This window comes from Peribacillus sp. NPDC096540, assembly GCF_050278525.1.
Taxonomy (GTDB): domain Bacteria; phylum Bacillota; class Bacilli; order Bacillales; family DSM-1321; genus Peribacillus.
On sequence record NZ_JBNNTG010000003.1, the window covers coordinates 152,247 to 163,852 of the forward strand.

11 protein-coding genes and 3 pseudogenes are annotated in these 11,606 nt (G+C 38.1%); 9 read left to right on the forward strand and 5 right to left on the reverse strand.

Annotation, left to right across the window (positions count from 1 at the left end; translation table 11 throughout):
- Positions 1 to 65 precede the first annotated feature (65 nt).
- Positions 66 to 1,916, forward strand: coding sequence for an LTA synthase family protein (locus ACQKMR_RS04620; RefSeq protein WP_427696227.1), 1,851 nt, complete (start codon positions 66 to 68; stop codon positions 1,914 to 1,916).
- A gap of 134 nt (positions 1,917 to 2,050) precedes the next feature.
- Here the strand turns inward: ACQKMR_RS04620 and ACQKMR_RS04625 are convergent.
- Positions 2,051 to 3,377, reverse strand: a pseudogene (locus ACQKMR_RS04625) (IS1182 family transposase).
- A gap of 432 nt (positions 3,378 to 3,809) precedes the next feature.
- Between ACQKMR_RS04625 and ACQKMR_RS04630 the strand changes: the two are divergent.
- Both ACQKMR_RS04630 and ACQKMR_RS04635 read left to right on the forward strand, forming a co-directional pair.
- The gene (locus tag ACQKMR_RS04630; RefSeq protein WP_427696228.1) at positions 3,810 to 4,976 is read left to right on the forward strand and encodes a M14 family metallopeptidase; all 1,167 of its coding nucleotides are present in this window, start codon (positions 3,810 to 3,812) and stop codon (positions 4,974 to 4,976) included.
- A gap of 170 nt (positions 4,977 to 5,146) precedes the next feature.
- On the forward strand, positions 5,147 to 6,319 hold the full coding sequence (locus ACQKMR_RS04635) for a hypothetical protein (protein ID WP_427696229.1): 1,173 nt from the start codon (positions 5,147 to 5,149) through the stop codon (positions 6,317 to 6,319).
- A 41-nt stretch (positions 6,320 to 6,360) separates the two neighbouring features.
- Here the strand turns inward: ACQKMR_RS04635 and ACQKMR_RS04640 are convergent, their stop codons facing one another.
- Positions 6,361 to 6,534, reverse strand: a complete 174-nt coding sequence (locus tag ACQKMR_RS04640; RefSeq protein ID WP_082527590.1) for a DUF2759 domain-containing protein — start codon at positions 6,532 to 6,534, stop codon at positions 6,361 to 6,363.
- 233 nt (positions 6,535 to 6,767) lie between these two features.
- On the opposite strand from ACQKMR_RS04640, the gene ACQKMR_RS04645 reads away from it, so the two are divergent.
- Positions 6,768 to 7,394 carry an MBL fold metallo-hydrolase gene (locus tag ACQKMR_RS04645; RefSeq protein WP_053346952.1) on the forward strand — a complete coding sequence of 209 codons (627 nt, stop codon included), beginning with the start codon at positions 6,768 to 6,770 and terminating at the stop codon, positions 7,392 to 7,394.
- Positions 7,395 to 7,548: 154 nt separating this feature from the next.
- Positions 7,549 to 7,677 carry a hypothetical protein gene (locus tag ACQKMR_RS04650; RefSeq protein ID WP_427696230.1) on the forward strand — a complete coding sequence of 43 codons (129 nt, stop codon included), beginning with the start codon at positions 7,549 to 7,551 and terminating at the stop codon, positions 7,675 to 7,677.
- On the opposite strand, the pseudogene ACQKMR_RS04655 reads toward ACQKMR_RS04650, so the two are convergent.
- Positions 7,668 to 7,847 (reverse strand): annotated as a pseudogene (locus ACQKMR_RS04655) (amidohydrolase); the annotation flags it as partial. The gene ACQKMR_RS04650 and the pseudogene ACQKMR_RS04655 overlap by 10 nt on opposite strands.
- 12 nt (positions 7,848 to 7,859) lie before the next feature.
- On the opposite strand from ACQKMR_RS04655, the gene ACQKMR_RS04660 reads away from it, so the two are divergent.
- The 3 genes from ACQKMR_RS04660 (at position 7,860) to ACQKMR_RS04670 (ending at position 9,892) form a co-directional block, all read left to right on the forward strand.
- Positions 7,860 to 8,363 (forward strand): amidohydrolase, encoded by a 504-nt coding sequence (locus tag ACQKMR_RS04660; protein WP_427696231.1) that lies wholly within the window; start codon positions 7,860 to 7,862, stop codon positions 8,361 to 8,363.
- Positions 8,360 to 8,590, forward strand: coding sequence for a M20/M25/M40 family metallo-hydrolase (locus ACQKMR_RS04665; RefSeq protein ID WP_427696232.1), 231 nt, complete (start codon positions 8,360 to 8,362; stop codon positions 8,588 to 8,590). Before ACQKMR_RS04660 ends, ACQKMR_RS04665 begins: the two co-directional genes overlap by 4 nt.
- A 204-nt stretch (positions 8,591 to 8,794) precedes the next feature.
- Positions 8,795 to 9,892 (forward strand): class I SAM-dependent methyltransferase, encoded by a 1,098-nt coding sequence (locus tag ACQKMR_RS04670; protein ID WP_427696233.1) that lies wholly within the window; start codon positions 8,795 to 8,797, stop codon positions 9,890 to 9,892.
- 56 nt (positions 9,893 to 9,948) lie between these two features.
- Here ACQKMR_RS04670 and ACQKMR_RS04675 read toward each other — a convergent pair whose 3' ends face one another.
- The gene (locus tag ACQKMR_RS04675) at positions 9,949 to 10,191 is read right to left on the reverse strand and encodes a DUF2626 domain-containing protein (protein WP_053346950.1); all 243 of its coding nucleotides are present in this window, start codon (positions 10,189 to 10,191) and stop codon (positions 9,949 to 9,951) included.
- Between the two features lie 85 nt (positions 10,192 to 10,276).
- The gene (locus ACQKMR_RS04680; protein ID WP_427696234.1) at positions 10,277 to 10,978 is read right to left on the reverse strand and encodes a helix-turn-helix transcriptional regulator; all 702 of its coding nucleotides are present in this window, start codon (positions 10,976 to 10,978) and stop codon (positions 10,277 to 10,279) included.
- A 216-nt stretch (positions 10,979 to 11,194) separates the two neighbouring features.
- Between ACQKMR_RS04680 and ACQKMR_RS04685 the strand changes: the two are divergent.
- A pseudogene (locus ACQKMR_RS04685) lies at positions 11,195 to 11,557 on the forward strand (Spx/MgsR family RNA polymerase-binding regulatory protein).
- Positions 11,558 to 11,606: the final 49 nt, after the last annotated feature.

Genomic DNA, 11,606 nt, shown 5'->3' on the forward strand with positions numbered 1-11,606 from the left:
AATTGTTTTGTTGTTTGAAAGTAAAAGATTATAGATCCAACGCTTTTTTATTAGGAGGGACCAGATTGAAAAGGGACTTCAAAAATCAGAAATATTCGATATTTTGGGTTGTGTTTATATCACTTTGGCTTAAAACATACATCGCTTATAAAACAAGTTTTGAGATAGATATTGAAAATTGGATTCAGGAAATCATATTATTCATCAATCCGGTCAGTTTCCTTTTACTTGCTCTTGGCGTAAATATTTTTTTGAAAGAAACCAGACGAACAGCCTATTTATTGGCCATGAGTTTTTTAATCACTCTAGTACTGTTTGCCAACCTTGTTTTTTTTCGCTTTTTTAATGATTTTTTAACTATTCCAGTGCTTTTTCAAACGAGCAATATGAGCGACCTTGGAAGCAGTGTTCATGAACTGATCAATGCTAGTGACCTTTTGTATTTTGTTGATCTTCTTTTCTTGATAATACTTTTAAAATACCAGCCGAAATTATTCTTTAATCGAGCGTACAATCTGCAAGATCGTAAATTCTTTTTACTTATGACGATAGGAATTACCTTTTTTAACCTAGCGTTAGCAGAAGCGGAACGTCCGGAACTCCTTACTCGTACTTTTGACCGTGAAATCCTCGTAAAAAACATCGGTACGTATCATTACCACCTGTATGACGCAATATTACAGACAAAATCATCGGCTCAGCGTGCTTTAGCAGATGGCAGTGAATTGTCCGAGATTGAAAATTATGTTCGCGCTAATCAAAAAGCAGAGAATGATGACTTCTATGGGCTTGCCAAAGGAAAAAATGTGATTCTTGTTTCATTGGAATCCACCCAGAGCTTCGTCATCAATAAAACCGTGAATGGTGAAGAAATCACCCCGTTTTTGAATGATTTTATTAAAGAGAGCTATTACTTTGATAACTTTTATCACCAAACTGGCCAAGGAAAAACATCCGATTCCGAGTTCATTATTGAAAATTCCCTCTATCCATTAGGGCGAGGCGCGGTATTTTTTACACATGCCCAAAATGAATATAAAGCTACTCCTGAAATTTTAACGGAAAATGGCTACTATACAGCTTCCTTGCATGCCAATAATAAAAGCTTTTGGAATCGTGATTTGATGTATGAATCTCTTGGGTACCAGCGTTTTTATAATAGTGATGACTATGAGGTCTCAGAAAAAAATTCGGTCAATTGGGGTTTGAATGATAAGTCATTTTTCCAGCAATCAATTGCTCACTTAAAGGGAATGCCGGAGCCCTTTTACGCAAAGTTCATAACTTTAACCAATCATTTCCCATTTACTTTGAATGAAGAAGACAGGACACTCGAAGAATTCAATTCTAGTTCCAAAACATTGAATCAATATTTTCCGACTGTTCGCTATACTGACGAAGCGTTAGAACAATTTATCACGGATTTGAAACGGGACGGTTTATATGAAGATTCTATTATTGTGTTATATGGCGACCATTATGGAATTTCGGAAAACCACAACTCTGCGATGAGCCAGTTCCTTGGGAAGGAGATCACGCCGTTCGAATCCATTCAACTTCAGCGTGTCCCATTGATCGTTCATATTCCTGGGGAGAAGGGACAAACCATTTCCACCGTTTCTGGGCAGATTGATGTAAGGCCTACTCTCCTGCATTTACTGGGTATTGAAAATGACGATTATATCGAATTCGGAAAAGACTTATTTTCTAAGGAGAAAATGGATTTTACCGTTCTACGTGATAGCAGCTTTATCATGAAGAATTATCTTTATACTATGGATACCTGCTATGATAAAAAAACCGGAGAACCGACGGAAAAGGAATCATGTGAAAGGTATTTGGAAAAGGCAAAGCAAGAGCTTGAATACTCCGACAGAATCATATACGGAGATTTGCTTAGATTTTATGAGCATTGATTAAGGAACCTGGTGAAAACCAGGTTTCAGATTGTAGACAAAAGGGTTTCGGAATGGTCTTATACCGAAACCTTTTTGATTTTTTATTGGATTTGAAGCAGTTATAGAATAGTTGACCTCTCCGAGGTCATTATTTAGGCCATTTCTGGCCCTCGCCAAGTCCAGTTGGCCATCTTCTTTAAATTCATGGCAGCGAAAGTAAGCATCGCCTGCATCGACAATTTTTTAAGTCCTCTTAACGTTATCCAACGCATGCCATGCTTTTCTTTGGCATCTGCGAATACGCTCAATTGTTTCTTTGCGTTTCGCATAAATTGGTTTTATATCTTCGTGATGGCGAAGATGATCTGCGTCTTCCACGTATTCTTGCCAAATGTGACGTGTCACTACTTTTTGATGATCTTTACTTTCGGTACATTGTGCTAAGAAAGGACATGTTGCACAAATGTGTTTCGGTGAGTGGTTGTAGAATACTTCAAGGATTCACCTGCCGGGCAAAGGTAACAGTCAGAGAATTCATCGTAAACATATTCATGTTTACGAAAGAATCCTTCTTTTGTGCGTGGTCGTGTATATGGTAAGGCAGGTGTAATCTCCTGTACAAATAAGTATCTCGTAATCGCAGGTGTTTTATAAGCTGCATCTGCGGCAACAGCTTCGGGTTTTCCAACTCTTCTAATCACGTTTTCCACTAGTGGCTCTAGGATATTACTATCATGTGTGTTACCTGGTGTTACAATCGTGCCGACTACAAAACCGTTTCGATCTGAGGTAGCATGGAATGAATAGGCAAACTGTTTTGTACGTTCGTCTTTGATGTGGTATCCTCTCTCTGGATCGGTTGTACTTTCTTTAATTTCTTTCTCTTCTCCTTATCAAACTTTTCTGGAGGGATTGGCTTTTTTCTTGGTCTTCGCGGTCTTGGTTAATCTCACTTTGAAGACGTTCTCGATAACCACGTGTTTCTTTCCTAACGATTTTCTTTTCAAATTTGCGCTTATTCGCATTCACCTTCACATGTGTGGTCAACGAAAACGTGTTCTGCACTGATTAACTTTTTCTCCGTAGCAGCCTTAATATACGGTAGAAAATCTGTTCAAACAGGTCTGTATCTTTAAAGCGACGCTCGTAGTTTTTTCTAAAGGTAGAGAAGTGAGGTACTTTATCATGAAAGTCGTAACCTAAGAACCAACGATAGGCCATGTTCGTATCTATCTCTTCAATGGTCTTACGCATCGAGCGAATACCGAAGGTATAGTGAATGAATGTCAGGTTAACTAAAATAACTGGATCAATACTTGGGCGTCCTACCTCTGAATACATATCTTTCACCAAGTCATAAATGAAAGAGAAGTCAATGGCGGCCTCAATTTTACGAACCAAATGGTTCGCTGGCACCAGTTGAACTAAAGTAATCAGTTCAAGTTGAACTCGCTGAATAGAATCATGTTTAGAAAGCATCCTTATCACCTCAAGTTTTTATACTTCTATTTTAAAACAAAAAGTTGGCAAAAGGGGTTCTATCTAAATGTTAAAACAAAGTTGATTGGAACGAAAGGTGCGAGACTCCTGCGGGAAAAGCGAGTCCAAGGGAGACCCCACAGGCGCAAAGGGCGCCGAGGAGGCTCCCGGACCGCCCGCGGAAAGCGAGTGCCCTACGTTCCAATCAACGTTCGAATTTTACAAATCCTCAAAAAAACTGTAGACAAACTCAATTATTAATCGAGTTTGTCTACAGTATAGAACCTGGTGAAAACCAGGTTTTTTTGCTTTTCTAAAAGTAATTCAACTCGATTTCAGGATAACTGCATCCTTTTATAAATCACTGGGTCTTCCTGAACATCTTTCGGCCATTCGTTTCATAAAGATTAAACAATGAAAGGGGCGAAGGCTATGAGAGTTGTGAGCAGAAGCGGTGATAGGTTGACGTATTACAGTGATTTGTTTCAAATTCCAAAAGAATTAATTGAGGATGCCAATCCCAATATTCATGGAGGAATTTTGCCAGAAGGCCTAGATGTGAAAATTCCGGGTTTTATTCTTCAGAAGGAAACCCGGCAAGATATCGATTTAGCAGCTATTGCCTTACAATATCACCTGCCTATTGATGCGTTATTAATGGTGAATCAAGTTGAACAAAGACCATTTTCTGTACCAGTTCGAATCATGGAGCCTCTCCTTGTCACGGAAAAGTTCTATGATTATCAATCACTTCTTGATGACCTAGAAATTTTATCATTTCATTACCCTTTTATAAAAGTTGAATCGATTGGTGTGAGTGTGTTAGGGAAAGAGCTTCTTGAAGTAAGGATAGGTAAAGGTGATAAGGTTATTCATTACAACGGTTCTTTTCATGCAAATGAATGGATTACTTCGGCGGTCTTGATGAAATGGTTGAATGATTTGCTGCTTTCAGTTACGAATAATAGTTCTCTTTGCGAAATGGAATGCTTGCCCTTCTATCGAGATGTGACTATTTCGATGGTTCCAATGGTAAACCCGGATGGGGTTGATCTTGTCCTTAAGGGGGCTATAGCTGCAGAGGAAAAGGTTGACGTACTGAAAATAAATAATGATAACCCTGCATTTTATGCCTGGAAAGCTAATATCCGTGGAGTAGACCTGAATAATCAATATCCAGCTAATTGGGAGATTGAAAAGCAGAGGAAGGGTCCCAAAGCACCTGCACCAAGGGATTTTCCAGGAGAGACCTGTTTATCTGAACCAGAAGCAGTCGCCATGAAGGAGTTGGCTGAAAGACGAAATTTTGAAAGAGTTATAGCGCTTCACACACAGGGTAAAGAGTTTTATTGGGGATATGAAGGACATGAACCAGAGCAGGCAGCAAATATAGCAAAAGAGTTTGAGGAGAGGAGCGGATATCGTGCTGTCCAATATGTTGACAGCCATGCAGGGTATAAGGATTGGTTTATTCAGGAGTTCAAGCGGGTAGGATTCACAATTGAGTTGGGTAAGGGAATTAATCCACTTCCACTATCACATATGCCTTCCATATATGAAGATTCAGTTAAGATTTTAATGGCAGGACTGTATATGTGATGACGATTTTCGAAGGAATATACTTCCACGAAAATATAAGATAATTATTCGCCACATTTTCTCTTTTTTACTTTATAATGAAAGTCGTAAGGGTTTCGATTGGAAATCTTTACTCTTTCTAATGTCTCGCTCACATATGCCAGGCGTTTTAGTTTTGAAGTGGGAGGTGTGTGGAGATTAAAGTATTCAAAGCAGCTCTATGTAAGCAGCTGTCTATCTGTAAGATGTTGTGTCTCGTCCCATTATTTATCTCCACTATCCTTCTTATCTCGGCTTGTGAGCCTTCCAAGGACCTTAGTAAACCCGTAAATGATACGGAAAAAGAACACTCCCAATCTAACCAGGAAACTTCATTAAGCACATTAAAGATCCCAGCTTCAGAAACAGAAAAGATCGAAGCTATTTATGGATGGCTTGATTCTAAATCCATTTTATATTCTGTGAAGCAGGATGGTAATGATTTATCACAGTTGATGGTATGGAATTTGGAAACGAATGATACTTCCATTTTTTATCAGCCGTCTTTTGCGCTTTCTGAAGTATCAATCAGTCCGGCTGGTACGCATATTTTGGTATCTTCTTTCACGTCTTCAGGTAAAGCATCAATAGCAATACTGGATCAAACAGGAAATCCACTGTATTCTGTAGCAATACCAGCTTATGAATTAGCTTATGAGTGGAATTCATATCAAGATGGCATGTTGTTTTTATCTAGTTTTTATGAAGACTGGACATACAGCAGCTATGTGTTAAATCCAGAAGAGCAAACAATGGAAACGCTCGACTTTCCGCAGCCCTTTGCTCAGTGGTCAAGTGAAAAAGAACTGATGTTTCTTGATTGGAATAGGGAAGAACCCGCTTTGACGGCTCCTTTAGAAAGAAAAGCGCTGAATGATGATGGAGAAGAAAGCCTAATGCTCGATGTTATTCACTTTAAAAAAATGAAACAGGCGCTAATGACGATTCAAGTGGAGACAGAAAAACGAGATCGTGGTACATATGCTTTTTATGATCAGACAAACAAACCGATCCACTCTTTTTCCGTACCGCTATTGAAAAGCTTTTCAGATTGGGTGATTCCATCCTATGATTTCATCGAAAAAAATAAGGAATTTATAACTTTTATTCCTAATGAATCAAAAGATGTTGACCAATATGAAGGCAGGTTTACCTTAACAAAATTAAATTGGGAAAAAGGCACACAAGAAGAATTGATGAAGGACATGGAAAATGAACCATTAAGCTGTTCGCTTGATGGCAGTCTCTGCTTATATGGATATCAATTTGAGAAAATCATTGATATGAAAACCCATCAAATACAAAGATTATTTAAAGAAAGTTAATGACCTAAAACAAAAGCCCGCCGCATGGCGAGCTTTTTTCTTTAATGTGCAACAGGAAAACCGCTGTTGATGACAGTCATAACAGTGAACCAGCCAAACACGACTGCACTGCCCGCTGCAAAAATGAATCCTAAGAAGTTTCTGTGTTTTAATGAGGTAACCACAGCTGCTGCACCTAGGATAGCCACAAGTCCGAAAACAACCATTAATATCATATCAAAACCCCCTTTTAAGTAATGAAAACCTAATCTCTAATAATATACCCAGAGAATAAAGTAACTACCAAAAATATGTAGAAAAGATTGCATTTGTTAATATTTTAATATTTTTTCAATTGTTTGTCGAGGTTTAAAAGGTGACACTTCTATGGCGTGAGTAAACTGGATTAACAATAGTAGCTTAAATTGGTGTAAGATAAGGGTAGAAAATCATAATGGAGTTGATGAAAATGAAATGGACTCAAATTCCTTTAGGCCCGCTGCAAACGAATTGCTATGTAGTTTCCGATGGACAGAACTGCATTATTTTCGATCCGGGTGAGGAGCCGCAGAAAATTATTCAGTACATACAGACTAAAAAGTTAAAGCCGCTAGCAATTTTATTAACACATGCTCATTTTGACCATATCGGAGCACTTGATGCAATCCGCGACTATTATGAGATACCTGCGTATATTCATGAAAAGGAAGCAAAGTGGCTGCTTGATCCTGCATTAAATGGCTCACAGAAGTGGTTCCCGGAAAACCCAATGCGGATGAAGCCAGCCGACCATATTCTCGTAAATGAGCAGGAACTTACTATTGGTGGGTTCACTTTTGAAGTATTCGAAACCCCTGGGCACTCACCTGGCAGCGTGTCTTATTATGCGAAGGAAGAGCGGTTGCTCTTTTCCGGGGATGTATTGTTCCAGGGAAGTGTTGGCAGAACCGATTTAATAGGCGGAAGCGAATCAGTGCTTTTAAAAAGCATTGATACAAAACTGCTAACTCTTTCTGATGATACGATTGTTTTTCCGGGTCATGGGCCAGTTACGACGATCTTAGATGAAAAGAATACAAACCCCTTTTTGAGATGAAAACTTTTGTAGGTGCCAGGTTTGGCACCTTTATTTATTGTTCAATTTAAAAATGTAAATTTATTGAAAAATATTACTTTCGCAATTATACTGAATATTAAAATAAATCGCGTTGCTTTTCTAGGTTTTAAAAACATGAAAGGAGGCTGGGATTATGGAGAGTGATGACAGAGGTATATTGGAGAAGGCCTTGTTAGATTTAGAAAGTGGTTTTACTGACATTGTAAATTGGCGAAGGCATTTGCATCAGTATCCTGAATTATCTTTTCAAGAAGACTTATAGGGCGTCTCTTTTTCATCCTGAATCGGCAATGCATCAAAATCCGCTCGCAATGCAATGGTTTTACCTGGTTTCTCTCCGGATAATATGCATATCACACCATTACCACCAACATTTTTCCTAACTTCTAATCCAAAACTAATTAGTTTCTCTGCAATAAATTGCGAGGTTTCCGTTCGAAGGATATGCTGGGAGATGGGGCTTTAGAGGGCGTGGATGCCGTTTATGGGGCGCATTTAGCCACAGATATACCTGTAGGGAAAATAGCGGTGGGCAGCGGGTACAAAATGGCTGCAGTGGACGCATTTGAAATCACCATTGAAGGAAAGGGTGGTCACGGGGCTAGACCTCAGGAAGCCATTGATTCGATCGTGATTGGAAGTGAGATTGTCCAAGCATTGCAAAAAATCGTGAGCAGAAGAATAAGCCCTTTACAATCTGCGGTTGTAACTATAGGAGTTTTTCATGCAGGCTCGGCCTTTAATATCATCGCGAATACGGCCAAACTCCAAGGGACCGTACGTACATTCAATCAAGAAGTAAGATTCCAAATCGAAGAAGAAATTCGCTCGATAGTGAAAGGGATTACCGAGGCAAATCATGCAGCCTATAAAATTGACTATCTGAATGGTTATCCTGCTTTATACAACCATAGGGAGGAAACAGAGATGGTTCGAAACATTTTGTGAATACCTTTTCTGAAGAAGCTGTAGTTGAGTTTTCCCCTTCCATGGGAGCAGAGGACTTTTCTTATTTCTTACTAGAGAAACCAGGTACATATTTTAAAATCGGTGCAAGAAATGAGAATGACAACACCCATTTTCCTCATCACCATCCTCGATTTGATTTTGACGAAATCGCACTAATAGATACGGGGAAGGCTTTTATAGCAATCGTATCAAAAGATATGTTCTGAGTTTGCTTTTTTTTGGAGCAGATCAAACTACACGTTTATTGCACAAAGAAGTAATTTAAACAAAAAATATTTTGTGCATGAGTAAAGAATAGTTTTTTACATACCTTCAGAAAAAGTTACAGTTAAAAAATGTGCAAAACTATGAAGTTGGCACAGGATGTATTTTGCAATATTGTGGTAGGGGATGAAAGAAGAGGTGTTAAAATGAAAAATCTCCTGAAAGAAATGATTGGAAACAGTCCCCAAAATAGAATTTCCTATCATGATTTTATGGAAGCTGTCTTATATACACCTAATATAGGTTATTATGTGCGTGAAAAGAAGAAAATCGGTACAAATGGAGATTTTTATACTTCTGGTAATGTAGGGGATGCATTTGGGAGGGCACTAGCCAGGTGGTTTATCTATTTGATAAAAGAATGCGGATTGCCTCCGAGAATAATCGAAATCGGTGCAGGGGATGGGAAGCTTGCCTATGATATCCTCGCCTTTATAAAAGTAACAGAGCCTGTGTTGTGGAGCACATTAACTTATATCCTGGTAGACAATAGCCCCTACCACAGAAAGGTTCAGCAAGAGCGTGTAGGGGTGTTTAAACAGGTTGTTATTATGGATAGTTTAGAAAATTTGCAGAATGTAAATGGAATCGTCTTCTCTAATGAACTTTTTGATGCGTTGCCTGTACATGTCATTGAAATGTATAAGGGAGCTCTAGTAGAGGTATTTATCACTGTAGAGGATGGACACTTAGTAGAAATAAAGAAGCCTTTGAAAAATCATGATATTCTTACATACTTAACAAAACAGAATATCATATTAAATGAAAAACAGCGCTATGAAGTACCACTTAAAATGATACACGAATATGAGAAAATCGTTTCACATATTAAATCAGGTGTTCTCCTTACAATTGATTATGGCTATACGGAACAGGAGTGGAAGGAACCAGCGCATCTTCAGGGAAGCTTAAGAGGGTATTATCAGCATAAAATGATGAAACAAGTACTTGAGTATCCTGGTGAGATGGATTTGACATCCCATATTCATTTTGACACATTAATCGAAAGCGGAAAAAATGTGAATTTTTCTATGGAAGGACTATTTCAGCAAAATGAATTTTTACTCAAAACAGGGATTCTTGAGGAACTGAAAGACCACCAAGAGACGGATCCTTTCTCAAAAACAGCTAAGCGGAATCGAGCAATACGGGGATTAATTGTTCCCGGTGGGCATAGTGAGTATTTTAGAGTGCTGCTGCAATCGAAGCATTTAGCCGAGGAAGTAAGACTATTTCCTGAATAAGGACATGTAGAAACCCATGAATCAAGATTCATGGGTTATGTATATTGCTCTGTTCCTTAATGTGCAGTTCCTGGCGTCATCATAAATACGCTCCAGTAGGAAAATCCTGCAAAGAAAACGGTAAGATAGGCGCCGAAAACATAAATATACATGCGCTCAGATAATTTCAAATAACTTAAGAGTACAAAAAAGCCGGTTTGTGCAAAGAAAAGTAAAGAAGTTTGATGCATATGGCCAAGATAAAAGAATATTGCCATAATTCCTGTCCAAAAACCACAAACTCTGAACATGCGTTCCATCCGAATCCCTCCTTTTGTCTAGTCGTGTGCATTCAAAATAATTATAAATGAAATTGTAAGGTAATGTAAAGGATGCCTTTTGTTTCTATGTGAGAACCGACGCCTGATAATAACATGTTACGCAATTTTCCATCATATTTTCTAATTCCACAATCTTAACATTGTCAAACAATGCTTCAAACATACCTTTTAAGAATGAGTTGTGCATTGCACAGATTGTACTAGGCTCGACATTGGTAACTTCTTTAAAAGGACAATTGAAGATTCTAAAGAGAATGTTGTTTTCTTCCTCGCTTGCCTGTATTTCAGGTGAGAACCCTGCAATGGTAGCCGCATTTTTAAGCATGCTGACTTTTTCATCAAAAGTCAGATCGTCAATCGACGTTGAGCTTAGGGTTAGTTGCTGATTAATTAATTCCTCCCCAAATACCTTCCCTGTTTCATAAAGAGCCTTTTTTCCTTGTTCTCCTAATGTCATCATCGTCTTAATGGCAATTCTTGAAAGAAGCTGATAGTCCCTATATGGAAAATGAAGTTGAATGACTTTATCGGATAATCGATAAAGCCTGCTAGGGCGTCCGCCTTTCCCTGTCTTACGTGCATCCGAGGTAAGCATGTCCACATCTTCAAGTTTTGATAAATGCAAACGTGCTACATTTGGATGAATTTTAAAAGAATCGGCGATTTGCTGTACAGATACATCTTGATGGTTGTTAACGATATATTGATATATATAATATCGGGTGGGATCTGCTAACACGTTTGTAATTTTTAGCGTTTGTTCCATTATATCCTCCTGCTGTTCCATAGTTTAACCATTGTTCCATTATAATACAGGCAGAAAAAAATGGAATAACAGAAACAGCAATCTCCTTTAAGTTTAAAAAAAGTTCACATTTCAAACTGATATATAGTGCAAATGAATATACAAAACTTAAACGAATATTATACAATTATTTTATAGAGTTTTTTTAGAACAAAATGTGAACGGAGAGTGATAAGAATGGGACGGTTAAAACGGTTAACTTTCTTTTCGTACCCAAGCTATACATCTTGCCGAAAAACAAAAAAATGGTAAAAAACCAATCAAGTATCATTCGATGAACGTCATTTATGCAAAGAAACTCCTACAGAAGGAGAGTTAAAAAGAATCCTTGAATTGACAACGGAAGGACTTGATGAGGTCTTAGCAACAAGAAGTGAAGCCTATAAAGGCTTACATGTTAATATTGACGAAATGCTGCTTTCTGATATCATCCAATTATTAACAAAAGAACCTGAATTATTAAGAAGACCCATCCTCATTGATGGAGAAAAGCTTGTGGTTGGACATAATGAAGATGCGCTAAGAAATTTTGTTTCATAAAAGTATGATTTGAAAATGAGTTTATTCTCGAATAATCTTTCGAGGATTT